Annotated in this window: 28 protein-coding genes; 18 read left to right on the top strand and 10 right to left on the bottom strand. The window is 32.4% G+C overall.

The annotated features are described in order from the left end of the window. Positions 1-363 precede the first annotated feature (363 nt). From Q0910_RS07045 to Q0910_RS07005, 9 genes are all read left to right on the top strand, one after another. A complete protein-coding gene (locus Q0910_RS07045; RefSeq protein WP_299214073.1) occupies positions 364-516 on the top strand; it encodes a hypothetical protein in 153 nt (50 codons plus the stop codon). Positions 517-563: 47 nt separating this feature from the next. Next, entirely contained in the window at positions 564-728 is a 165-nt protein-coding gene (locus Q0910_RS07040; RefSeq protein ID WP_299214071.1) for a hypothetical protein, read from the top strand. A gap of 153 nt (positions 729-881) precedes the next feature. Further along, entirely contained in the window at positions 882-1,505 is a 624-nt protein-coding gene (locus Q0910_RS07035; RefSeq protein ID WP_299214069.1) for a hypothetical protein, read from the top strand. Positions 1,506-1,534: 29 nt separating this feature from the next. Next, a complete protein-coding gene (locus tag Q0910_RS07030) occupies positions 1,535-2,401 on the top strand; it encodes an AraC family transcriptional regulator (RefSeq protein WP_299214067.1) in 867 nt (288 codons plus the stop codon). A 94-nt stretch (positions 2,402-2,495) separates the two neighbouring features. Then, positions 2,496-3,209, top strand: a complete 714-nt coding sequence (locus Q0910_RS07025) for a pirin family protein (protein ID WP_299214064.1) — start codon at positions 2,496-2,498, stop codon at positions 3,207-3,209. An 11-nt stretch (positions 3,210-3,220) separates the two neighbouring features. Further along, positions 3,221-3,850, top strand: a complete 630-nt coding sequence (locus tag Q0910_RS07020; RefSeq protein ID WP_299214062.1) for an NAD(P)H-dependent oxidoreductase — start codon at positions 3,221-3,223, stop codon at positions 3,848-3,850. Positions 3,851-4,473: 623 nt separating this feature from the next. Further along, positions 4,474-4,965 (top strand): hypothetical protein, encoded by a 492-nt coding sequence (locus Q0910_RS07015; protein WP_299214059.1) that lies wholly within the window; start codon positions 4,474-4,476, stop codon positions 4,963-4,965. Between the two features lie 131 nt (positions 4,966-5,096). Beyond that, a complete protein-coding gene (locus Q0910_RS07010; protein ID WP_299214057.1) occupies positions 5,097-6,578 on the top strand; it encodes a PAS domain-containing sensor histidine kinase in 1,482 nt (493 codons plus the stop codon). Continuing rightward, positions 6,578-7,006, top strand: coding sequence for a response regulator (locus Q0910_RS07005; RefSeq protein WP_299214054.1), 429 nt, complete (start codon positions 6,578-6,580; stop codon positions 7,004-7,006). Before Q0910_RS07010 ends, Q0910_RS07005 begins: the two co-directional genes overlap by 1 nt. Positions 7,007-7,027: 21 nt before the next feature. On the opposite strand, the gene rimO is transcribed toward Q0910_RS07005, so the two are convergent. Beyond that, positions 7,028-8,329 (bottom strand): 30S ribosomal protein S12 methylthiotransferase RimO, encoded by a 1,302-nt coding sequence (gene rimO, locus Q0910_RS07000; RefSeq protein ID WP_299214052.1) that lies wholly within the window; start codon positions 8,327-8,329, stop codon positions 7,028-7,030. A 141-nt stretch (positions 8,330-8,470) separates the two neighbouring features. Here rimO and Q0910_RS06995 point away from each other — a divergent pair, with 141 nt between their 5' ends. Continuing rightward, entirely contained in the window at positions 8,471-9,568 is a 1,098-nt protein-coding gene (locus Q0910_RS06995; protein ID WP_299214049.1) for a serine hydrolase domain-containing protein, read from the top strand. 9 nt (positions 9,569-9,577) lie between these two features. Here Q0910_RS06995 and Q0910_RS06990 read toward each other — a convergent pair whose 3' ends face one another. The 3 genes from Q0910_RS06990 to Q0910_RS06980 are packed head-to-tail and all read right to left on the bottom strand — an operon-like array spanning position 9,578 to position 13,564. Then, positions 9,578-12,121, bottom strand: coding sequence for a TonB-dependent receptor plug domain-containing protein (locus tag Q0910_RS06990; RefSeq protein WP_299214046.1), 2,544 nt, complete (start codon positions 12,119-12,121; stop codon positions 9,578-9,580). Further along, complete coding sequence (locus tag Q0910_RS06985; RefSeq protein ID WP_299214044.1) at positions 12,081-12,995, bottom strand: FecR family protein; 915 nt, start codon at positions 12,993-12,995, stop codon at positions 12,081-12,083. Before Q0910_RS06985 ends, Q0910_RS06990 begins: the two co-directional genes overlap by 41 nt. 50 nt (positions 12,996-13,045) lie before the next feature. Continuing rightward, entirely contained in the window at positions 13,046-13,564 is a 519-nt protein-coding gene (locus tag Q0910_RS06980) for a sigma-70 family RNA polymerase sigma factor (RefSeq protein ID WP_299214041.1), read from the bottom strand. 111 nt (positions 13,565-13,675) lie between these two features. Between Q0910_RS06980 and Q0910_RS06975 the strand changes: the two genes are divergently transcribed. The 4 genes from Q0910_RS06975 to Q0910_RS06960 all read left to right on the top strand — a co-directional run bounded on the left by Q0910_RS06975 (position 13,676) and on the right by Q0910_RS06960 (position 18,100). Continuing rightward, positions 13,676-14,749, top strand: a complete 1,074-nt coding sequence (locus Q0910_RS06975) for a hypothetical protein (RefSeq protein ID WP_299214039.1) — start codon at positions 13,676-13,678, stop codon at positions 14,747-14,749. 19 nt (positions 14,750-14,768) lie between these two features. Beyond that, positions 14,769-15,503: a hypothetical protein gene (locus Q0910_RS06970; RefSeq protein ID WP_299214036.1), complete on the top strand. Its 735-nt coding sequence runs from the start codon at positions 14,769-14,771 to the stop codon at positions 15,501-15,503. Between the two features lie 643 nt (positions 15,504-16,146). Further along, a complete protein-coding gene (locus Q0910_RS06965; protein ID WP_299214034.1) occupies positions 16,147-17,175 on the top strand; it encodes a zinc metalloprotease in 1,029 nt (342 codons plus the stop codon). A 94-nt stretch (positions 17,176-17,269) separates the two neighbouring features. Next, entirely contained in the window at positions 17,270-18,100 is an 831-nt protein-coding gene (locus Q0910_RS06960; protein WP_299214031.1) for a M57 family metalloprotease, read from the top strand. Positions 18,101-18,161: 61 nt separating this feature from the next. Here the strand turns inward: Q0910_RS06960 and Q0910_RS06955 are convergent, their stop codons facing one another. The 5 genes from Q0910_RS06955 to rpmB form a co-directional block, all read right to left on the bottom strand. Continuing rightward, positions 18,162-19,832: an amidase family protein gene (locus Q0910_RS06955; RefSeq protein ID WP_299214028.1), complete on the bottom strand. Its 1,671-nt coding sequence runs from the start codon at positions 19,830-19,832 to the stop codon at positions 18,162-18,164. Between the two features lie 101 nt (positions 19,833-19,933). Then, entirely contained in the window at positions 19,934-20,887 is a 954-nt protein-coding gene (ftsY, locus tag Q0910_RS06950; RefSeq protein WP_299214025.1) for a signal recognition particle-docking protein FtsY, read from the bottom strand. Positions 20,888-21,014: 127 nt separating this feature from the next. Beyond that, on the bottom strand, positions 21,015-21,167 hold the full coding sequence (locus Q0910_RS06945) for a DUF4295 domain-containing protein (protein WP_081415706.1): 153 nt from the start codon (positions 21,165-21,167) through the stop codon (positions 21,015-21,017). 4 nt (positions 21,168-21,171) lie between these two features. Beyond that, positions 21,172-21,354 (bottom strand): 50S ribosomal protein L33, encoded by a 183-nt coding sequence (gene rpmG / locus Q0910_RS06940; protein WP_118461813.1) that lies wholly within the window; start codon positions 21,352-21,354, stop codon positions 21,172-21,174. 24 nt (positions 21,355-21,378) lie between these two features. Continuing rightward, on the bottom strand, positions 21,379-21,618 hold the full coding sequence (gene rpmB, locus Q0910_RS06935; protein WP_118461811.1) for a 50S ribosomal protein L28: 240 nt from the start codon (positions 21,616-21,618) through the stop codon (positions 21,379-21,381). A gap of 499 nt (positions 21,619-22,117) precedes the next feature. Between rpmB and Q0910_RS06930 the strand changes: the two genes are divergently transcribed. From Q0910_RS06930 to Q0910_RS06915, 4 genes are all read left to right on the top strand, one after another. Further along, positions 22,118-22,519, top strand: a complete 402-nt coding sequence (locus Q0910_RS06930; RefSeq protein WP_299214021.1) for a hypothetical protein — start codon at positions 22,118-22,120, stop codon at positions 22,517-22,519. 135 nt (positions 22,520-22,654) lie between these two features. After that, positions 22,655-23,068 (top strand): hypothetical protein, encoded by a 414-nt coding sequence (locus tag Q0910_RS06925; protein WP_299214019.1) that lies wholly within the window; start codon positions 22,655-22,657, stop codon positions 23,066-23,068. A gap of 169 nt (positions 23,069-23,237) precedes the next feature. Continuing rightward, a complete protein-coding gene (locus Q0910_RS06920; RefSeq protein WP_299214016.1) occupies positions 23,238-23,561 on the top strand; it encodes a hypothetical protein in 324 nt (107 codons plus the stop codon). Between the two features lie 200 nt (positions 23,562-23,761). After that, positions 23,762-24,163, top strand: coding sequence for a hypothetical protein (locus Q0910_RS06915; RefSeq protein WP_299214013.1), 402 nt, complete (start codon positions 23,762-23,764; stop codon positions 24,161-24,163). A 5-nt stretch (positions 24,164-24,168) separates the two neighbouring features. Here Q0910_RS06915 and Q0910_RS06910 read toward each other — a convergent pair whose 3' ends face one another. Beyond that, on the bottom strand, positions 24,169-25,410 hold the full coding sequence (locus Q0910_RS06910) for a CinA family nicotinamide mononucleotide deamidase-related protein (RefSeq protein WP_299214010.1): 1,242 nt from the start codon (positions 25,408-25,410) through the stop codon (positions 24,169-24,171). Positions 25,411-25,412: the final 2 nt, after the last annotated feature.

Below are 25,412 nucleotides of genomic sequence, written 5' to 3'. Positions count from 1 at the left end.
CTTATTATTAAGTTATTCTCACAAAAAACATAATTTTATAAAAAAATCATCAAAACAAACATTGATAACGGCTCTAATGTTATCAAATTGTTAATTTGAATCATATACTATTTTTATTCAATTTCTAACATTTCCCTCAAAAGACTGCACATAATTTATCAATCTGTTTAAATATGATATCATATATGTAAACTTCTCTCTTATTTATTAAAGACTAAGCACCACTCATGTTGTCAAAACCCCCATACACCAAGAGTTGTTAAGATATTTTTAAGAGTTTGGATTCTTTTTTTAGATACATTTGCACCCGTTTTGAAAAAATAAGAACATTTAAAAGTAAACACATAATTAATTTTTATTAAAATGATCAAAAGAATCCCATTTCTATTTATGCTTGTTATTGCTTTAGCATCTTGCGAAAGCACATCTGTAGAAGACGAAACATTCAATGCAGAAAATGATAAGCCAGAAATCATCGATATTTATGAAGATGACAGTCATGGTTTAGGAAACTAAAAAATAAAATATCCCAAAATAAAATTAAAATAATAAAACAAAACAAAATGAAAAAAATTACATTATTATTAGTATTAGTATTAGCTACAGTATTCGTTTCTTGTGAAAACGAAACTATTGAAAGTCAAGTTTTCAACGAAGAAAATAACGATAACAATACAGAAGACGAAAACACCGAAGATGACGAAATCATAATAGGTGGTAATGAATAATTACAACAAATCTCTTTTATAGATTAGAATTAGCAAATAAGAAGAGTAAATCTTATTTTGAAGGGAAAGTCCAAACGACTTTCCCTTTTTTATTTGTATTATTATTAACTAATTAAAGAAAACGATTAGATAAATGAACTGAAAAAAAGAATTATGAAACTGGTTTCTTTTTATGGCAATCTTCTTTACCAGACAGATCAATATTCATTGATCAAAACTCACTTGTCCAAAATTGCAGATCGCATGCTAGAAGGTGTACAGGATAACCAGGATTTTATTTTTCGAGAAATAAATAATTACCATATAGATTATTTAGGAACACCTGCAGAGGAGTTGAAAAAGATCAAGTTTACTGGAGAAGATTGTCGAACAACCATTCCTAATGAATATGGTTTTAAGAATTGGCAAATCGTTGAACAACTAGAAGATCATTATGACCATAATTTTGAGAAAGCTGTCAATTTTCTTGTTCATGGTGATTTTAAAGAGCTCAAAAAAATAGTCGAGCTTGATCCTAAATTAGTTACCAAAAAGTCAAAATATGGTCATCAAGCTACATTACTACATTATACCGCTAGTAATGGTGTAGAAATGTGGAGACAAAAAGCACCACTTAATCTTCCTGAAATAACAAATTTTTTAATCGAGCAAGGTGCAGACCTTAATGCAACCATGAAGGTATATGGTGGTAGTTTTAATACATTGACTTTATTAAAATCAAGTATACACCCTTTTAATGCAGGTATTGCAGAAGAAATGATCAATATATTACAATAAAAAGAAATCGCATATATTTAAATCAACAAATGACTTCCATCAAAACATACAAACTAACAGATGAAACGGAAAAACAGATCGTTTTTGATATAAAAAAAATGCAAGATATTTATGATAAAAATGGAGGTAAAATTGACACCCCACATCGACACGATTTTTATATTATTCTCTTAGTATCTAAAGCCAAAGGAAGTCATATTATTGATTTTAATGAATTCTTACTTAAAGATGGTCAAGCCTTTTTTCTTAGTCCCGGACAAGTACATCAAATCAAGGAAGAACAGAAATCCTATGGTTGGGTAATTACATTTTCTAGACAATTTCTTGCTAAAAACAACATTGATTATCGTTTTATCGAAGACATCAACTTATTTCAAGATTATGGTTACACTCCACCCCTTCCTTTAAATGAAATACAATTGAAAAAGTTGAATACATATAGTACCCAAATTTTTGAAACCTATCACGCTGATTCGAAATTTAAATTGGAAGCCATTGGAGCTTTATTAAAGCTTCTTCTAATTTATAGCAATAATGTTTGTGACATTGATAAAAAAGATCCTCAACAACTACACGTGGGGTCAATTATACTCAAAGAATATAAAAACCTTGTAGAAGATCATTTTTCGGATTGGCATAAAGTACAGCAATATGCCGAAGCATTGCACGTCACACCGGATCATCTAAACAGAACTATCAAATCACTTATCGGAAAAACCGCCAAAGAGTATTTACAATCCAGAATTATTGTCGCTGCAAAAAGGCTTTTAAGCTTTTCGGACAAAACCACAAAGGAAATCGGGTATGATTTAGGGTTTTCCGAACCTGCTAATTTCAGCAACTTTTTTAAGAAATGTACCGGCTTCCCACCTTCTCAGTTTAGACAACAACACTAACATCGGATTTTTATAACTTTCTTCCGTATTCTCATATTTTAGATCATTGTCTAAAAATCGAACTTTGTATTCAATTATAAAGAAAGGATATATTATGAAAACGATAATGCATAAATCAGACACCAGAGGGAAAGCTAATTTTGGATGGCTAAACTCCTATCATACTTTTAGTTTCGGAAATTATTACAATCCAGAAAGAATGAGTTTTGGCGCTCTAAGAGTTCTTAATGATGATACGGTATCATCTGGAATGGGATTTGGTAAACATCCTCATGACAACATGGAGATTATATCTATTCCTTTGGAAGGAGATTTAGAACACAAGGATAGTATGGGTAATACAACCGTAATAAAACAGGGGGACATTCAAGTAATGAGTGCTGGAACAGGTGTCTTTCATAGCGAGTATAACAAAAATTCGGATAAGGAGGTAAAGTTTCTACAAATATGGATAACTCCCAATAAGAAAAATGTAGCTCCCAGATATGATCAGATTGTGATAGAGAACAAAAACATCAAAAATGAATTGTACCAAATTCTGTCTCCTAATCCAAATGACAATGGAGTTTGGATTCATCAAGATGCTTGGTTTCATCTTGGCGAGCTAGAAACTGAACACCCACAAACCTATACTTTGAAAAATAAGAAAAATGGTGTCTACGCCTTTGTTTTAGAAGGAAGTGTTACTATCGAAGATAACGTACTAGAAAAAAGAGATGGGTTAGGAATCTGGGATGTAGAACGAATTAAAATTAAATCAAACGGTTCTTCTAAAATATTACTTATGGAAGTTCCTATTACACTATAAATCATATACATATGCAACTATCAAAAAATTTAGAGTGGCGTTATGCCACTAAAAAGTTTGACCCCAGAAAAAAGATTTCTGAATCTGACCTTGAAAAAATTAAGCAAGCTATTTCACTATCTGCCTCATCCTATGGATTGCAGGCGTACAAAGTTTTGATTATAGAAGATCCTGAGATTCGCAAACAATTACAACCAAAATCTTGGGGTCAATCTCAAATTGTAGATGCATCACAATTGATTGTCTTTTGTAATTACATAAAAGTGGATGAAGAAGTAATTGATGACTATTTAAAATTAAAAGCGACTATACAAGATTTAAATTTTGATGATTTAAAAGGATATGGTGATTTTATGAAGTCCAAAATCAGCGAGTTCAGCGATGAAGCTGCAAAATCTTGGACCGCTAAACAAACCTATATAGGTTTAGGAAACCTACTTGCTGCCTGTGCAGAACTTAAGATTGACGCATGCCCTATGGAAGGTTTTGAACCAAAAGCCTATAATGACATATTAGGATTATCCGAAAAAGGATTATCCGCTGCAGTAATTGCAACAATAGGATACCGATCCGAAGAAGATTTGACTCAACATAATAAAAAGGTTCGAAAACCTATCAATGAGTTATTCGAAACTATATAAAATATTAACTTTAAGTATAAGTATAAAGAGGTTTGAAACTATTAAAATTCAAGCCTCTTTTTTTATTATAATAATAGATCTAACCAAAATAGACCCAATTAAATATCTCAAACTCACTTATTAGATTATAATGAACTTATCAGTATTTTTTTTTAGAAAAATTATCACAATAGAGTTTTTAACCTCTAATATTACCAAATTGTTAAGTTTATACTGTATTAGATAAAAATAGCAATGAATATATTTCAATAAAAACCTAAAAATAATACATTCAAACAACTCATTATTTCATAACACTATTAATATCTCAACCCCTGCCTTTCCTGAGTTACGAAAATCTCAAGTTATCATTTCTCTTAATTATAGAACCGGAATAAACACCCCCTTACATTAAGAATTTCGTATCTCTTTTTTAAATACTTTTGCGCCCGAATAAAATTAAATTAAAAATAAAGCGTTTAACATAAAACTTTGTCCCTTAACAAAATAAAGAAATAAAGTTCTCTCTTATATTAGAATTAGCCAAAAAATCTAAAGAGTATTACGCAACAGAATCGAGGATTATAATAATCCTCGATTTTTTTTTTATCTTTAAAATCATTCCATATTCAACAATTCTAAACATGACTAAACTCAGTGTATTTTTTCTATTAGTATTTATGACAACTATGTTGTCTGCACAAAAAAATATTGATCATAAATATGCGGAATTTAATTTTTGGATTGGAGAATGGAATGTCTATAAACATGATACTGACACAATCGTTGGTAAAAGTAAAATTGAATCGATTGTTGATCATACAGTAATAAAAGAAACCTATCGTTCTACCACATCTAAATATCACGGAACAAGTTTAAATAAATACAATCCCAGAACAGATCAATGGGAACAGTTTTGGGTAGATAATTCTGGACTAACATTACATATTCAAGGAAACCTTAAAGATGATAAAATGGTATTACAGAATCAGATCGATACTGAAAAAGGTACATTATCTAATAAAATATCCTGGCAGAAAAATCCTGATAATACTGTTAGACAAACTTGGTCACAAAGTACCGATCAAGGTAAAACATGGAAAGTAGTATTTGATGGTGATTACCGAAAAAAATAAAGCCTTTAAAGTCAAATTTATTCAGCAGGGAAATCTCTCCACTATTATAAATAATTATTATATTTGAAATACGATTACTTTGATCTATTCAAAATAATTTTTAGTCAGTCTTCATATAAAACAAAGCTATTTTGAAGGACAATTTAGAGAGCCCTTATAAGTTCAACGAACTTACTTTTCAGGTAATGGTGGATGCTTCACCCAGTGCGTTAATACTCGTAAACGATGAGGGTAAAATTGCATATGTAAATCATTATACCGAAAAACTTTTTCAATATTCACGATCCGAAATTATTGGTCAAAAAGTTGAAGTATTAATGCCTGCAAGATTCGAAAGATACCATCCAGGTTTTGTTCAATCTTTTTTTCAAACTCCTCAGTTTAGAAGAATGGGAGAAGGCCGTGAATTATTTGCACTAAAAAAAGATAAGTCAGAGTTTCCTGTAGAAATTGGTCTAAACCCTATTGTTACCATGAATGGTAATATGGTATTAGCTTCAATTATCGATATTTCAGAAAGAAAAAAAGCAGAAGAGCGATTCCGACTTGTGGTGGAATCCGCACCAAGTGCCATGGTGCTAGTTAATAAAAAAGGGGAAATCGTATTGGTAAATACACAAACGGAAAAGTTATTTGGATATCATAGAGGAGACCTTATTGGTCAAAAAATTGAATTACTGATTCCGGATGAAATAAAAAAACAACATCCAAAATATCGCAAAGAGTTTAACAAAAACCCTCAAACCAGAGCAATGGGTGCTAGTAGAGATTTATTTGCTATAAATAGAGATGGTAAAAAGTTTCAGGTAGAAATAGGCCTCAATCCGTTGGATACTTTTGATGGTAAAATGGTACTTGCTTCTATAATAGATATAACCGAAAGAAAAAACAATGAAGAAAATACACGGAGATATACTAAAAAACTAGAAGCAAAGAATAAAGAATTAGAGCAATTCTCATATATAGCTTCACATGATCTTCAAGAACCTCTTAGATCAATCACTGGTCTAACACAAATTCTCAAAGAAGACCATCAAGGTCAATTAGATGCTGAAGCTCAAAATATCTTATCTTATCTTCAGGAATCTACAAACCGGATGAATGAATTAATCAAAGGATTATTGGATTACGGTAGATTAGGAAAAAAATCAGTAGTTGAGGAAATAAATTGCAATGAACTAATTGATACTGTATTAAAGGATATGAAAATATCTATTGAAGAATCAAACACATCTATAGAGGTAGAACAGCTTCCTGTTTTATTTGGATATAAATTAGAGCTTAGGTTACTTTTTCAAAATTTAATCAGTAATGCTATTAAATTTAAACGGAATACTACAAATCCCAATATCACTATTTCCGCAAAAAAGAAAACGCCTGGATGGTTGTTTTCAATTGCCGACAATGGAATCGGAATCGATATGAAGTTTAAGGAAAAGATTTTTACAATCTTTCAGCAACTAAACCCAAAAGAACTATACAAAGGTACAGGAATTGGATTATCTCACTGTAAAAAAATAGTGGATCTTCATGATGGAGATATTTGGGTAGAATCCCAATTAGATGAAGGTAGTACCTTTTATTTCACCATAAATACAAAAGTCCCAAAATAATGAAAAAAATAGCTGGCTTGGATTGTATTATATTGGTTGATGACGATAAGATTACTAATTATATTCATCAAAGAGTTATCAAACGTTCTGATATTGATGTATCTATAAAAATTAACAAAACAGGTTCTGAAGCCTTGAGTTATTTAAAAAACATGAGTAATTATCCCAATGATGTATACCCAAAACCAGGCATTATTTTTTTGGATATCAATATGCCAGGTATGAATGGATGGGATTTTATAAATGAATACAGAAAGCTTCCTGATGAACAAAAAAGAAGGATTATAATTGCTATGCTTACAACAAGTACGAATCCGGATGATGAATATGCAGCAAAGCAGACACCGGAAATTAACATGTTTCTGAAAAAACCACTTACTGCAGAAAAATTAGAAACTACTATAAACTCTTATTTTCCTATAGTATAATATGTTATACTTTTTTTTTGGCTAAATAACCTCACCATACAGATCAAAATCCTCTGCTTCATAAATTTTAACGGTAGTATATTCTCCAGTTTTCAAATAAAACTTAGATGCGTCTATTAACACCTCGTTATCTACATCAGGAGAATCAAATTCTGTTCTACCTATAAAATACGGTCCTTCTTTTCGATCAATAACAACCTTAAACTCCTGTCCTATTTTCTGTTGGTTCAATTCCCAGGAGATTTGTGATTGTATTTCCATGATTTCATTGGCACGATCCATTTTCACCTCTTCCGGGACATCATCTTCTAGATTGAAAGCGTGTGTATTTTCTTCATGAGAATAGGTAAAACATCCAAGACGTTCAAAACGCATTTCTTTTACCCAATCTCTTAGTGTTTCAAAATCTTCCTGTGTTTCACCTGGATACCCAACAATTAATGTAGTACGTATTGTCATTTCCGGTACTGCTGCTCTAAACTCATTAAGAAGCTTAGTAGTTTTAGCTTTGGTTGTACCACGACGCATTGACTTAAGAATTGGATCTGCTATGTGCTGTAATGGTATATCAATATAATTACAGATTTTAGGTTCTTTTCGCATTACCTCTAATACTTCCATTGGAAATCCTGTAGGAAATGCATAATGTAAACGTATCCACTCTATACCATCTACTTTCACCAATTCACGTAATAAATCTGCTAACTTTCTTTCTTTATAAAGATCAAGTCCGTAATAGGTTAAATCCTGAGCAATTAACACTAATTCTTTCACTCCGTTAGCTGCTAACTTTTCCGCTTCAGTGACTAATTCTTCAATTGGTGTTGACTTATGTTTACCACGCATCAATGGAATTGCACAAAAAGAACAAGGGCGATCACAACCTTCTGCTATTTTTAAGTACGCATAGTTTTTAGGAGTCGTAGTTAATCTTTCTCCTATTAATTCGTGTTTATAATCAGCTCCCAATGCTTTTAACAAGCCGGGAAGTTCTGTAGTACCAAAATATTGATCTACATCTGGAATTTCTTTCTCTAAATCTGGTTTATATCGCTCAGACAAACAACCAGTAACAAAAACTTTATCTACTATGCCTTGATCCTTTTTCTGCACATACTCTAAAATAGTATTTACAGACTCTTCTTTTGCATTGGCAATAAAACCACAAGTATTAATAACCACAACATTTCCTTCTTCTTCATGAACAACCTCCTTGTTATTTGCTTTCAGTTGTCCCATAAGAACCTCACTATCATACACGTTCTTACTACAACCTAATGTAACTACATTGATCTTATTCTTTTTTAAAGTCTTTGTTCTCATATCTTCTGGATAAAGGTTTGCAAAGATACAATGAATAACTAAAGTTTAGCGTATTATTATTAATAACTCTGTATGCTAAAAAAATCAATTATTTAAACCTTTTGTATATTGTATTGTCTAAATCTACATAACCCCCAACTTATGAAAAATATAATGACTTTATTTTATTCTTTACTACTTAGCTTTACCCTTTCGTGTTCTGATGATTCTAATGAAATAATAGATGAAGTTATTATCGAGAATCCAGATGAAATATATTTCCCTCCAGTTAATTCTGATGATTGGGAAACCACTGCTATTAAGGGTCTAGGATGGAATACTGAGGCGGAACAACCTCTTTATGATTTTCTTGAAGAAAAAGACACCAAGGCTTTTATTATTTTGAAAAACGGGAAAATTGCGGTCGAGAAATACTTTAATGGAAGTTCAGCTTATGATAACAATCCTTGGTATTCTGCAGGAAAAACATTGACTGCCTTTACTGTTGGACTAGCTCAACAAGAAGGTTTATTAGATATTGACGAACCTTCTACAACATACCTAGGAACTCAATGGGCGGATATCACAACGGATCAAGAACAAGCAATTACAGTCAGAAACCATTTAACGATGACATCAGGTTTAGATTATAATGTATCTAATCAAAACTGTAACGATTTTGATTGCCTTACGTATCTTAATGAACCAGGAAATTTCTGGTATTATCATAATGCTACGTATACACTACTAACAGATATCGTTACTGGAGCTACAAACATAGATTACAATACTTATTTTGATACTAAACTAAAAAACAAAATTGGGATGAATGGAACATGGGTGAGTATTGGATACGCCAATATATACTATAGCACAGCCAGAAGCATGGCTCGTTTTGGACTATTAAATCTTAATAAAGGCACTTGGGATAACACTAAAATTTTCACAGATCAAAACTACTTTACCGAAATGACTACTACTTCACAAAACCTAAATCAATCTTATGGATATTTATGGTGGCTAAATGGTAAATCAAGCTTTAGAGCGCCAGCATTCGAAAATGAATTTCCTGGAGAATTAATGCCGGATGGGCCAGATGATCTTATCGCCGGTTTAGGTAAAGATGATCAAAAACTCTATGTAGTTCCTAGTCAGAATTTGGTAATTGTTAGAATGGGTGATGATACTGGCCAAGCTTTATTAGGCCCATCAAGTTTTGACAATGATCTATGGATAAAAATTAATGCGCTTATTGACTGAAAACAGATACTAAAATGACACTCTAAATGTTACATTAGGAGTAACTCCTAATGAAGACTTGAGAACTTCTTGTGGCCTATTTTCTTGATTAACCCGATAATAATTATTGATTGTATTGTTCTGATCAGAAAGATTCCAAACAGAAATACCGGTATGAGCTTTTACTCCCTTAGCTATTACAAAATCATACGTAGCAGAAATATCCAATCGTAAATACTCATTTAGTCTATCACTATTTGCCAGATCATAATTAATTTCATCACCTTCTACTTCATTCATAAAAACCGGTCTCGTTGTAGGTAAACCAGAGTGCCAATTTAAACCCGCAGATATTCTTAAGTCTTTCATTGTGTATGCAACTCCTAATGTTAGAGAATGTGCTATATCCACATTATTAGGAAATTGTTTCTCATCGAAGTCCTCAAAAGTATATTCATTATTCACGTACGAATAACTCAGCCAGGTGCTGACTTCACTAAATCGTTTATTTACTAGAAAATCTACCCCACTTACTACATAACCTCCTATCGATTGTATGAATTCATATTGATTCTGAAATCCTTGGCTACGTGCGGTAATTCCTTCCACCATTTTATAATATCCTTCAGAACTAATAAGCCATCCTTTTCTATTGTATTGTAATCCTAAAGAAACTTGTTTGCTTTTAATAACTGGAATGTCATCATTATTTGCCAAAATCCATCTTCGCTTTTCTATTCCCAAAAAGTCATTCTGAAAATTGATGATCTGAGATGTATTCTGATGTTTAAATTCTCCTAATACTTCAAAATTAAAATAGTCAAGAAACTTTTGATTATAACTTAATCTTGGCTCTATTAAATGTGTTCTAAATTTTTCGTTATAGCTATATTTTACGCCAAAATTGACTGAATTCTTTGCTTTCAAACCTTTATAGCCTATTTGCGAAAAGAGGCTATGATTGCGAATTACCCTTACTCGATTTTCCCGAAAAACAGGATTATCAATATCATTAAGATTAGATACACCCGTTTCTGTAAGTTGATACCCATTAAGCCAGTTAATATTCGCTCTGGGCATATAATGAGTATTTAACTTTATTCCTGTTTCGGACACTATATTTTCTTGCAAAAACCGTTGCTGATCCTGAAGATTGGCGTTCACGGATTGTAACTTATAATCTGTTTCATATACCTGGAGCGATGTTGTAAACTGATTACTCCAATGCCTCTGATACCAAATTCCCCCTGCAATGCTATTCTGAACCAAATTACTTTGTTTGGAACTATTGATATTTCCGATCATTTCATTTTCTGTAAAAACCAATTCGTTATTTATTCCTAAAAAATTTATTCTAAGCTTATCTTTTTCAGAAATTTTCCAGTTCCATCGAAGATTAATATCATAAAAATCAAATTCTATATCCGTTTCATCATTACTACCTATCTCACTATCCTGAGAAATTCTATCAAAATATTGTTTGTAGGTAGGTGTTTTTACAAAATCACTTATTGACTTTCTGGCAGAAAGCTGTAACGATGATTTTTTTCCAATCGGAATATCTGTAAAGGCGTCTGCATTGATAAGATTAAACCCAATACTACCCCTAAAATCTGTATTAATTTCAGTATCCGTATTCATTAAAATTGTACCTGAAACTCCATCCATAAACTCAGCCCCGGTTCCATTTTTAATCAAAACTGCTTTTCCTGTAATCGACGGATTAAAGATTGATATTAGTCCGAAAAAATGTCCTGATTGATACATTTTGATACCATCCCAAAGAATTAAGTTTTGATCGTGAGTACCACCTCTGATGTTAATATTAGAAACTGTTTCATCAACACTTTGTATACCCGGAAGTGCCTGTATAGTTTGTAGCACATCTGCTTCAATTAAACCCGGAAGTATTCCAAAATTATCATATTCTATCTGAAAAGCTCCATCATCTGTTTTGCTAATTCCTTGGGTTAGATAGTCTTTAAGAATAACTTCTGCTAAAATTTCAGTTTTGGGCTCCAGATAAATAGGAGCGCAATTTTCTTTTGTAAAAGAGTTAGAAAGTCGATAGGTAGTTCTAAACCCAAGATGACCAATGATTATGGTTTCTTTATCACTAAAAACCTCTAATTGAAAATATCCGTCTTTATCACTTATCATTGATGATTTCTTTCCTCGAATAGTGGCTCCATAAAGAGGTTTTTTTGTTTTTATTTCCTTGATAAATCCACAGAGTAACAGAGATGTATCTCCCTTGTTTATAGAAACAAAGTTATTGTTAATAACAGTAAAGACAAGACTAGTTTTTTGTCTTAAAAAATCAAGAACTTGATCAAATGAAAATTCCTGTGGAACACTACTGACAAAAACATTTTCTATGGTATCATCAGCATAGGTAAACTTATATGGAAATTTCGCTTCTAGCTGAACTAATTGATCAACTAAGAGAGTTGAATCCTTTTCCTCTTTGGTTTGGCCAATTAGAGGAACATAAAAAATAGTAAATAAGAGAAGTAAAAGTACTTTACATATCTTATTTATTATAACGCAAGGTGATGTTATTATTGATATCAATGCTATAAGTCAGATCTAGAGGTAAAGTTATAGATTTTAAGCCTTCTTGAAGGTTATTATGAACAAAACCTCCTGTAAAAAGACGTTTAGTATCGATACCATTCATCATAGTCACTTTGATATCATATTGTCTTTCGAACTCATTTATAACCTCATAGAATGGAACACTTTTAAAACTACTAATATTACTTATCCATTGGGGGCGATTCAAATTAACCGTTTCAAAAGTAAGATTCCCATCTATAACTCTTAAAGTATTACCTGCTGGCAAGTTCTGTGTATACTCTCCATGTTTGACTCTTACAAGGCCTTCATAGCATTTAACTTCGAAATAATTTTCCCTGTTTTTTACATTAAATTGAGTACCTAAAACAGTTACCTTACCATCCTGTGTAATTACATCAAAGGCAGATCCTTTTTTTACTTTAAAAAAAGCTTCTCCAGTAAGATTCACTTCCCTTTTAGTCTCCCATTTGTTTTCATTAAAAACGACTATGGATTTTGAGTTAACCACAACCTCTGAAGCGTCAGGAAGTTCAACAGTTAGCTTTTGATTAGCTAGTGTCTTAATTGTACTATCATTATTGGTAAAGAAAAAGAAAGAAACACCTAATAACACAACAAATATAGCGGCTAATTTTAATAATGGTCGATACCAATTAGTTTTTTTAGAAACAGCATTAGGAGCGTTTTCCATTCTGGCATACATATCATTTATATCGCTAATTTGGAAAACGTCAGAAGCTTTAAAATACTGAGCACTTTCAAGAATTTTGGTATGCATATCGTAATCATCCAATTTCTTAAAAGCCTCAAGTTCAGCATCCGTTAATTCGTCTGCCAACCATTTCTTTATTAAATATTCTTTATCCATTTTCATTCTTTCTTCTATATATAGAACAACTAAGTTTTAAAAACTCCTTTTTATTTAAATCCTTCCAGTTCACTTTTTAGCTTATTATAAGCAGTATAAATTCTATTCTCAGCAGCTTTTCTGGTAATTCCAAGCATCTCTGCAATCTCAGCATGTTTTTTTCCTTCTACCTTATTTAGTAAAAAAGCGGTTCGTTGGTCTTCTGTCAATTTACTCAGTGCCTGCTGGTATCTTTTCAAAAATTGCTGATGTTCTAAAATAAATTCAGGAGATTCGTTTGTATAATCTTTTGGTTTTATTTCTCTGTGTTTGAGCACCACTTTTTTATGTTTGATAGCATTAAGCATCATATTCTTTGCTACTTTAAATAAAAAACCTTTCGCCTTATCAGGAGTCACCTCTTTACAATGAGACAGTAGTTTGATAAACACATCCTGCATCTTATCATTTGACTCTAATGTCTCTCCATATTTATAATAAAGAAAATTATATATGTCCTTAGAATACTTTCGGTAAATCATCGAAAATATCTTTTCTTCACAAACGTTTTCCTGCAATTCTTTTGACATATTCAAAGAAGATTTGGCGGTAAATGTAGAAAAAAAGAAAAATAATAAAGGAGTTTTTAAAACTTAGTTGTTTTAGTATTCAGAAGACCAACTTAAAAAACCTGAAATATCATGAAAACACAAATCAAATCAATAATTAGTTTTTTAATGCTTTCTTCAATCATTCTTGTTACTGGTTGTAGATCTGAACTTGATGAAGAAATTGGATCCCCACAAGATCAAACGCTGGAAGCAAATTCTAAGGTCGCCGATCTTATATTAAAAACAGTCATGAATGATGGTTCTGGAGATAATATATTAGATGGCTCCAGTTGTTTTGATATTGAATTACCTGTTACTGTGAATGTAAATGGTATCGATGTATATATTGATTCTGAAGAAGATTTCGAACTTATTGAAGAAATTTTTAACCAACTGGAAGATGATATTGATGATCTGGATTTCATTTTTCCAATAACCATAATTTCAAGTGATTTTTCTGAAATGATCATCGAAAATGAGGATCAGCTAGAACAATTAATTGAAGATTGTGAAGAAGAAGATGAAGACGACGATATAGAATGTCTAGATTTTCAATATCCATTTTCTGTTTCTGTATTTGATTCTAATAGTGAACTGTTAGAAACCATTACATTTAATAGTGATAGAGAACTACACGATTTCATTAGAGATCTTGACGAGGATGACATTGTAAATGTTAATTTTCCTATTACGGTAGTACTTTCAGACAACACTGAAATCGTTATAAACAATCTGGACGATCTCGAGGATACTATTGAAGATGCTATAGATGACTGTGATGAAAACGATTTGAGCGAAGAACGTTTCAATCAAGTGATCACCAGTAAACTTTTAGAAGTTCAGAAATACAAAGACAACGAAAGTAACGAGACTAATAATTACAGAGACTACACTTTTGATTTTTCTGAAGACGGCACTGTGCTAATTACATTAGAAGACAATGATGGAGATGACAGCAATAATATCATAACCAATGGAACTTGGTCAGTTAACACAAGGTCTGATGGTGGATTAAATGCTACGCTTGATTTTGGAACAGAAGAACCATTAAATAAATTAAGTAACGAATGGAACGTTAAGAAAATAAAAGAAAAAAGAATAATGCTGGATGACAAAGATGATGAAGGAAACAGTAAAGATGAATTATTCTTTGATGAAGCTTAAACCCCCTAACCAATAAATTATGAAAAGTTTATTTAAAACCATTGCTAGTTCACTTTTTATCGTATGCATCATTTCATTAGTAGCTATATTATTAATAGGCTGCGAAAACGAAGCATTCACATCTTTTGAACAATCAAATGAGATTAAAACAGGTGTAAATGTAAAAATGCTCAAGGTATCTGTAGATGGAACAGCACTTCCTTTTACGAGCAATCTAATAGCTGGACAACATCATGTTGTTGGCACTGTTACTGCTACTTCTGATGGAACTAACTTATATGTAACTTATAAAACTGATTGTAGTGATACAGACACAGATGATGAAGATTCTTTTACAGAAAAATCTTCAGGAGGAAGCTGGACATTAAAAGCAACACATCTATATGTTGGTAATTGTGCTGATATGCCTATAACCAATAAAGGAAATCCTAAAATCGGTAAGTTCCCCTACAAATCAGAACATCCAGAAGGAGTAAGTGAATACACGTACACTATTCCTTTATCTTTAGTTGGAGAATGCTTTTGTCTTGCTGCTCATGCAGAAGTTGATTGCGGAGAGTGTACTGAAGATGACAATGACGATGATACAGATAGTCTACAAATTACAACATTAAAATCAAACGACGATGGTGATAATTATTGTAGTGAAGAGACAGCTTGGGCTGAAGGAGATGGGTTTCCTGGAAACAGCTGGGCTATGTACGTTGAATTCTGTTTGGATGATGACACTGACGATGATGATGGCGACACATGATACCATAACAATAATGGTAAATAAAGGTTGTTATAACCACGAACCACTACAATAACAGATCATCGTTAAATGAAGTACACCTTATGTTCATAAATACTCCAATAAAACAATTATCGAACATAAGTAGGGGCTTATCGAACTAAACTTAATAATATCATTACCCAATGTTTAAATTAAAAATAATTAAAAAACACGGAATACTAATTTACGGGGCATCTATGATTATATATTGTATTTTACTACTGATAATTGCTTTAAGATTATCATTCGCATAATCAAAGAAGAGAAGGAAAAAAAGTAAGTTGAGTTTGTGTAGTAGTAATTCAACTTAAAAACCCTCTGCTAATAGAGTTAATTTTTCATACGTAAGACCAATTTATCTATCCCAGCAGAGGTTTGAATTATTTTTTATTTTGGTAGAAAGGGAGTTATTCGAAAGAATATCTCCTTTTTTTTATTAACAATTTATTAATAGTAAAAATACTACATTTTTTTAATAATATAAATATCTTATTTTCAAGTAATTATACTTATAAAATTAAATTAAATATTGAATAATTAGCAAGTTTTTAATAAATTAATTGTGTATTTTATATTCTTTTATTTACATTTGAACGAATCATTCAATTCAATTTATATTTTTATGAAAAAAGTATTTTTGGGCTTTACAGCCCTTGCACTAATCGTTACGGCTTGTTCTAAAGATGAAATTTCTGAACAAGAGATCACACAACAACAAATCATCAAAGAAAATGGGGAGAAAACAGGCGAATCCAGAATGTGTCATTCTGATTACAACCTAAAAAAACAACTGGAAGAAAACCCCGAACTTGCTAATAAATTAGCAACTATCGAATCTAAAACAAAACGTTTTATAGATTCCAAAAGACCTGGAAATGGAAATGGAAATGGAAATGGTGGCGGAGACACCGACGAACCAGCAACTGATTTTCCTGTAGTTAACATCCCAGTGTATATCCACGTAATCTACAATACTAATCAGGAAAACATTAGTGATGCTCAGATTAATTCTCAGATCGCAGTTCTAAATGAAGACTTTAGAATGACTAATTCTGATGCTAATCAAATTCCTAGCGAGTTTACTGATAATGCTGCTGATACTCAAATCAACTTTACACTTGCCGGAGTTACAAGAACATTCTCTACCAGAACTTCCTGGGGAACCAGAGATGATATGAAAAAATCCAGTCAAGGCGGAGTAGATCCAATAGATCCTGCTAACTACCTTAACATTTGGGTATGTAACATTGGCGGTGGGATCTTAGGATACGCCCAATTTCCAGGTGGTAGCGCAGCTACTGACGGAGTTGTGGTTGGTCCTCAATATTTTGGAAGCACAGGATACCTAACTGCTCCTTTTGACGGTGGTAGAACAACCACTCACGAAGTAGGCCACTACCTAAACCTAAGACATATTTGGGGTGACGGCCGTTGCAGACAAGATGACTTCGTAGTTGATACTCCATCTTCAGACAGAGCAAATTACGGATGCCCAGCATACCCTACAACACATTGTAAATCTACTGACATGACCATGAACTATATGGATTATGTAGATGATACTTGTATGTACATGTTCTCTAACGGTCAAAAATTAAGAATGAGAGCCGTACTTGAAGCTGGTGGTGCCAGAGAATCCTTGGCCAACTAACAAAACCTCCTAAAAAGGCGTCAGTCAGGCGCCTTTTAACACTAAAACAATTTGCTACCATAGCAAACTTTTTATAACTCAAAACACTCAACTTATGAAAAAAAGTAGATTATTACCAATGTTCGGAGCTGCATTACTAACAGCATCCTTATTCGTTTCTTGTGATTCTGATTCTACAGAAGAAATACAATCAATAGATCCATTAGTAAAAGCTAAATTAGAAACCTTAGGTTTTGATACAGAAACTGCTTTTGAGGACACTTTTGACGGCAAACAAGGTATCGCAGTAGAAGATGTTTTTTTGACCGAAAAACAAATCGAACAAATGCTACCAACTGTTGACTTTGGAAACGAAAACAACAAACACTACAGAACAACTAATATCGTAAGTACTCCAAGAGTAGTAAATGTATACATGGATTCAAAATTCAACTCCACAATGCAAGCTGCTTTTGATGATGCTTTAAATCGCTATAACTCTTTAGGACTAGATATTTCTTTCCAAAGAGCCAATAGCGCTGGTGCTGATATTGACATTTTATCTCAAAAACTAAAAAGAGCACCCGGCGGAGGCATCATCCTTGGTCGTAGCGCAGGCTTCCCAGATGCAAATGGAGATCCAGCTACCCCTATTGTTTTAAATTCTGATATATACAATCCACGTAGAGGAGGAATTCCTGCAGATGCCGCTACAGTAGTTGCGCATGAAATTGGACATGCCATTGGATTTCGCCACACAGATTATGCAGATCGCTCTTTTAGTTGTGGAAGAGGTGGTGACGAAGGTGATGGAGGAGTTGGCGCTATCTATATTCCTGGCACCCCTGAAGGGCCAGAAAATGGTTCGTGGATGCTAGCTTGTAGCGGCGGAACAGACCGCCCTTTCACTTCTGGAGACAGAACAGCTTTACAGGCAGTGTACTAAAAAACTCTATCATTGCTTAAAAAAACCAAAGGTCGCTGAATTGGCGGCCTTTTTCATACACTCAATCTACATATTTAACAGGCATCTTGCGCTCTTTGGATATCGATTCATAGCCATACCCTAATTGCAACAACTTATCTTCCAACAAAGGCTTTGTGATAAAAGTCAGACCTTTAGGCTCACCTTTATCCGTATACCCCATTGGCACTGTTAAAGCGGGATATTTAGCCACTGCAGCATAACCAGCATGATAATTATTTATAGACAACACAACATCTAGACTATGTTCGTCAATTTGAGAATCAAAATACTTACGAGCAGTAATTTTAAGATCTTCTTTTATTTTTTCCAGATCTTCTGTAGTAGTGCTATCTTTTACAATTCCTTCAAATATTCCTTGTCCATATGGAATCCTGACAAGTGTATCTTGTAAATTAAATGCAATTGCATCTTCTATTGTTTTTATATTGACATTATCACTGGCGTTCAAATCAATATATTTAGGAAGATCATTTTTCATATCTATATTCAAAATACTTAAAAAACCTGGCAAACCAGTTTGCTCTGGTTCCACCTCTACAATCTCTCCACCAGCTGTTTTGATCTTATTAATCGCTTTCACATACAAAGAATCTTCCAAAAAAGCTTTAATAACTCCAAAACGCTTTCCTTTGATAATTGAATCTTTTATAGACATTACAAAATCTGTTTCAGTAGAAACAGAAGTAACATCATCGGTATCTTTACCGATCATCGCATTTAACAAAATAGCATTATCAACTACGCTTTTTGTCATAGGTCCTGGTGTATCTAGCGTACTAGAAATTGGAACAATCCCAGATCTACTTAACAAACCAATTGTAGGCTTCAGTCCTACAACAGAATTCTGACTCGAAGGCGACAAAATAGATCCACTTGTCTCGGTTCCCACAGCCGCTACGCAAAAATTCGCAGCAACAACTGCACCGCTACCTGAACTAGAACCGCCACTTTCAAAAACCATTCTACCATATGGATTGAGAGTTTGACCACCAATTGCACTGTACCCAACAGGGCAACCGACACAAAGAAAATATGCCCATTCACTAAGATTAGCCTTACCTAAAATCAATGCGTTCTGATCTAATAAACGCTGAGTTATAAAAGCATTATTTGTTTTGTTGTTTTGTAATACAATAGCTCCCGCAGTTGTAAACATATCTTTGGCACCAATGTTATCCTTAAGCATAATTGGCATTCCAAAGACCGAATTAACATCAATGGTATTTTTATCCACTTTATCCAATGCTCTTGCTTGTTTCACAACCTTCGGATTTAAGGATATCACTGAATTAAGAGATAAGGAATTATCACTCTCATATTTTCGGATTCTATAAATATAAAACTTGATCAACTCTTCGTATGACAGCTTACCTTCTTTTACACTTTGTTGGATAGTCGGTATATCTTTTTCAAGGATAAATTGTTTTAATCTAACATAATCTTCTTCCGAAAAATAATCCAGTTCTGATTCCAAAGACCTCCATATATCATTCTTATCTAAAACTCTAGAATTAACAAGTTTTAAATGCATTCTTTCCTGGCTGAGTTTTTTCGTCGACTCTAAATCTTCATCTTCATCATAAGGATCCCAAACTACTTTAGGCTGTAGGCCTTTTTGTTGTTCTTCTTTCTCTTTTTTACAAGAACTAAAAATCAAAAGTGATATAAAAATATATACTAATTTTCTCATAGAATGACGGTTATGAAGATGTTTTAAAAACTGAAAGTATAAAAAAAAGGTGCTATGATTATAACATAACACCTTTTTAACTATTCCGTAACAGTATATTATTACTTAAAAAAAGAATCTACAAATTCGTATTTATTAAATACCTGAAGATCTTCAATCCCTTCTCCTACTCCAATATATTTAACTGGAATCTGGAATTGATCACTAATCCCTATAACAACACCTCCTTTTGCAGTTCCATCTAATTTTGTAACTGCTAACGAGGTTACCTCTGTTGCAGCGGTAAACTGTTTAGCCTGTTCAAAGGCATTTTGACCCGTAGAACCATCCAAAACCAATAAGACATCGTGTGGAGCATCTCCAATCACTTTTTGCATAACACGCTTTACCTTGGTCAGCTCATTCATCAAATTTACCTTATTATGTAATCTTCCGGCTGTATCAATGATAATAACATCTGCATTCTGATTCACTCCAGATTTTAAGGTATCAAAAGCTACAGACGCAGGATCACTACCCATATCTTGCTTTACGATAGGCACATCTACACGATCAGCCCAAACTTGCAACTGATCTATTGCCGCAGCTCTGAACGTATCAGCAGCTCCTAAAACCACTTTCAAACCTTTTTTATTAAATTGATAAGCTAGTTTACCAATGGTAGTTGTTTTTCCAACTCCGTTTACTCCTACCACCATTAAAACATATGGTTTTTTATCTGCTGGAATCTCGAAATCTGTAGCTTCACCAGAATTCGTTTCAGAAAGTAAACCCGCTATCTCTTCTCTTAGAATTTGATTCAACTCATCTGTCCCTAGATATTTATCTCTAGAAACTCGACCTTCTATTCTTTCTATAACCTTTATTGTAGTTTTTACACCTACATCACTAGTTACTAAGACCTCTTCTAGGTTATCCAGTACATCATCATCTACTTTGGATTTACCAGCAACCGCTTTACCTAATTTAGAAAAGAAGCTAGTTTTAGACTTCTCTAATCCTTTATCTAAGGTTTCTTTTTTCTCCGAAGAGAATATTTTTTTAAACAAACTCATGTATTATATTCAGAATGCTAATAAGTTAAAATTTAAACACTAACATAAAATCGCATAAATATATAAAAAGAAAGAGCCATTCCAATTAAATTGAAACGGCTTCTTTCTAAAATATTTTTATTGCTAATTACTTTTTCTTAAAAAAGTCATTTACTGCATCTGGTTGCATAATTGACTCTACGAAAGTATATGCTCCTGTTTTAGGAGATTTCACCATTTTAATAGCCTTGGTCAATCTCTTTGATCCTGTCTGTAACGATGCTACTGATTTCTTTGCCATTGTCTTATTTTATTTCTTTATGAACAGTCATTTTCTTAAGAATAGGATTAAATTTCTTTATTTCCATTCTATCAGGAGTGTTCTTCTTATTTTTTGTTGTAATATATCTAGAAGTACCTGGTTTACCAGTAGCTTTATGCTCTGTACATTCTAAGATTACCTGAACTCTATTACCTCTCTTTGCCATTATAGTATCTTTTTAAAAGCTGATTTATTTTGTTAAGAAACCTTTAGCTCTTGCTTCTTTTAAAACAGCAGCAATACCGTTTTTATTTATATTTTTTAAAGCCGCAGTAGACACCTTAAGTGTTACCCAACGATCTTCTTCTGGAATATAAAAACGCTTTTTTATTAAATTCGCGTTGAATTTACGTTTTGTTTTATTCATCGCGTGAGAAACGTTATTTCCCACCATCGCTTTTTTACCTGTAAGCTCGCAAACTCTTGACATCTCTTCTTAATTTTGGTATTATTTCAAAACAGGGTGCAAATTAACGAATTATTTACCGAACCACCAATAATAGTTTTGTATTTTTTTCTCTTTTTAAACATTTTATTTCAATACTACCGCAAATACTAAAACTAAAGGCATTCATCTATCAAAATTGCCCAATGATTCACTCATTATATATAGACACCAAAGATAAAGCAATTCTATCCATCTTGACTAAAACAGGTATTTATACCTATATAACAAGTGGTGTATACCAATTACTTTTACACCAGTTAGTTTTCATAACTGTAACTAACTACTTGATATGGGGTAATTGAGTAGTAAACAAGCGGATCTTAGGGTCCGCTTTTTTTATTTATTCTGTTTACAGTACTATCTAAACAAAAAAACTCTTACAATAAAAATTTTGTCCTACTAAAAAAAACTTAAAATAACTTATGCCAAATGATTGATTTTTAGAACCCTAAATTGTATCTTAGAGAAAAAAACGATTGTTATGCGCCAAAATAAGACTGATGACTTCATTAGGAAGCACGAACTTGATATAGGATCTTTCTTTTTTTACAAAAACTTTATGGTTTCAGAAATGAATGAAGGAGCCTCCTTAAATTATGATAAAGCCACTAAATTGTTTTTGTTAACCAAAGAATATTACGGAAACAACATACCATTTGTTTATATAACAAATAGAAAAAATTCCTACTCTTTTGAACCTACTACTCATTTTAAATCAGCAAAATTATTTCCTAATTTAAAAGGTTATGGCGTAGTTACATATAACTCCATAAACAATAAAATAGCTACATTAGAACAATCCTTTCTTAATGTTCCTACAAAAATTTTTGAAAATCTAGACGATGCTAAACTCTGGGTAGAAGAACTAATTATGCACGATTAAACAAATAAAATATGGTTATTTTTTAATAAATTAACTATAAACATGTGTTATTTATATTTTAAACATACATATACTATATTTTTGATAAAAAAAAGAAGTATCTTACCAATGTAATTGGAAACACCTCATTAAAAAATGGTTCATAATTTTAACAAGAAGCTTATCCATAAGCATGAGCTTGGTATTGGGTTATTTTATTTTTATAAAAATCATATAATTTCGGAAATAAAAGAAGGCGTCATTCTTACTTTTGAAAATTGCTCAGACTTGTTTGAATTGATTCATTCCTATTACGGAACTACTATTCCATTTGTATATATATCTAATAGAAAAAATTCCTATTCTTTTGTACCCACTGGACATTTCAAATCCTCAAAGTTGTTCCCTAATTTTACTGGATATGGCGTAGTAACCTATGACGCCATCAATAATAAAGTAGCTACCTTAGAACAATCCTTTCTTGAAACTTCAACTGAAATTTTTAATTGTTTAGATGATGCTTTGCTATGGGTAGATGAATTAATTACACCATTAAACAATACTAATTAAAATTATCCGACAATAATAATAAGCTACAAAACACTCCTTAAAAAACCTATTTATAATTTATTGAACTTAATAAAACTATACTCAATTAAGAATGACTTTCACTTTTAATAAAAAACTCACTCATAAACATGAACTTAGTATTGGAATATTTTATTTCCACAAAAACTTCGTGATATCAGAAATAAACCAAGGAGTCATTCTTACTTATGGAAATGCTTCAGAGCTTATAAAATTAGGAAAAACTTACTATGGAGACAAAACACCATTTGTTTATATCGCCAACAGGATCAACTCATATTCTTTTGAGCCTACAAATCATTTTAAAACAAATGAACAATTTCCTAACGTAAAAGGATACGCAGTGGTTACATATAACGCTATCGGTTCAAAAATTGCAGCGTTAGAAAAATCGTTTTTAAAAATTCCGACACGTACATTCCATAAGCTTGATGATGCAATTAAATGGGTAGATGAATTAGTGACACCGGATTAATTAAAAGTTTGTTTTAGATTTCCTTCTGAGCAAAAGAATAGCAATCCAAAATCCATTTATATTAATGTTTTCATAATTTTCTAAAAAGTAAAGCCAACTATAACGTTTGAAACAGTTTAAAATACTGAATAACAACTATCAATAAGAAATAATCACCTTAGTTTTTCGACTTATTCATAACTAACAAAAAAATAAAAGTTATGAAAACCATACTTAATGACACCTTGATCCAAAAATACGATCTCAATCTTGGGACTTATTACTTTTATGATCAATATATCATTGCAGAGATCAAAGAAGGTGAAATAATTACATCGGAAAAGCTTTATGATCTTATACCTATCGTACAAAAACACTACGGAAATGGTCAACCATTCACTTATATCTCTGACAGAATTAATTCACACTCGATTATACCTACGGATTATCTGGATTGCCCTCTGATATACATGGATAATTTTAAAGGATATGGAGTAGTTACCTACAACTCAATAAGTACAATGTCTACAGACATTGAAAAACATTTTGCTAAAAAGCCTTTTAATAATTTCCAAGACCTGAAAGATGCTATTGAGTGGACAAAAAAAGAAGCTATCAAATAACCAGATTAGGTAATCTCGTTAAAAAGCATTTCAAAGGATTTATTTACAGCCTTCCCTATTGTTCGTTCACGTAAATTACTAAACACGAATTTCTCTGAAAAAACACGATCTGGAGTAGCAATTGCTATAAAAACTGTACCTACCTCAACATCTCCATCTCCTTTAGAAGGTCCGGCATTTCCGGTTGTAGCGATTGCATAATCAGATTTAAACTTATTTTTCACTCCTAATGCCATAGCTTTAGCAACTTCATTACTGGTCACTGTATACTGTTTAATCAAATCCCTATCAACACCCAAAAGATCTGTTTTAGATTGAGTAGCATAAGTAACTGCACCTCCTTTAAAGAATGATGAAGATCCTGCATAAGCCGTTATAGATTGAGAAATTTTTCCACCGGTACAACTCTCTGCAACTGCCAGAAATTGTCCTCGAGAAGCAAGTATCTTACCGATCATTAACTCTATCGACTCATCTTCTTCATAACCTACGATGATATCACCTATAAACGCATGTAAATCAGCTATCTTATTCTCAATAGTATCTATCAATAATTTTTCATCAATTCCACGCGCGGAAAGACGTAATCTAACCCTACCTAAATTTGGTAGATATGCTAGTTTGATAAAAGAAGGTAAATCATCCTCCCATTGTTCTATTTTCTTTGCTATTGCGCTTTCTCCTAAACCATAGGTTAATACGGTCTTATGAATAATAAATGGTCTATCAAATTTTTCCTGAAGTCTAGGCAACACCTCATCCTTCATTAGGTTTTTCATCTCAAAAGGTACTCCTGGCATAGATACAAAAACAGTATTATCTTTTTCTAACCACATTCCGGGAGCGGTACCAAAATTATTCATAAGAACGGTTGATGTACTTGGCACAAGCGCTTGCATTCTGTTAATATCCGTAACCGGTGTATGTATATATTTTGCAAAAAGCGCTTCGATATGTTGCAACACTTTATCATTTTGGATTAATGTATCACCAAAGAATTCACAGATAGTGTGCTTCGTTATATCGTCTTTTGTAGGACCTAATCCACCAGTCAAAAGAACAATATCTACTCTATTCTTCGCCTCTTCCAGCGCATCTAGAATATGTTGCTTATCATCTTGTATGGAAGTGATCTGATAAACATCGACGCCTATTTTATTAAGCTCTTTTCCTATAAAAGCAGAATTGGAATCTACAATTTGACCAATAAGAATTTCATCTCCAATGGTAATTATTTCCGCAAGCATAA

The sequence above is a fragment of the uncultured Aquimarina sp. genome, from assembly GCF_947495315.1.
In the GTDB taxonomy this organism is placed as follows: domain Bacteria; phylum Bacteroidota; class Bacteroidia; order Flavobacteriales; family Flavobacteriaceae; genus Aquimarina.
This window is presented reverse-complemented; position numbering and strand designations above follow the sequence as displayed.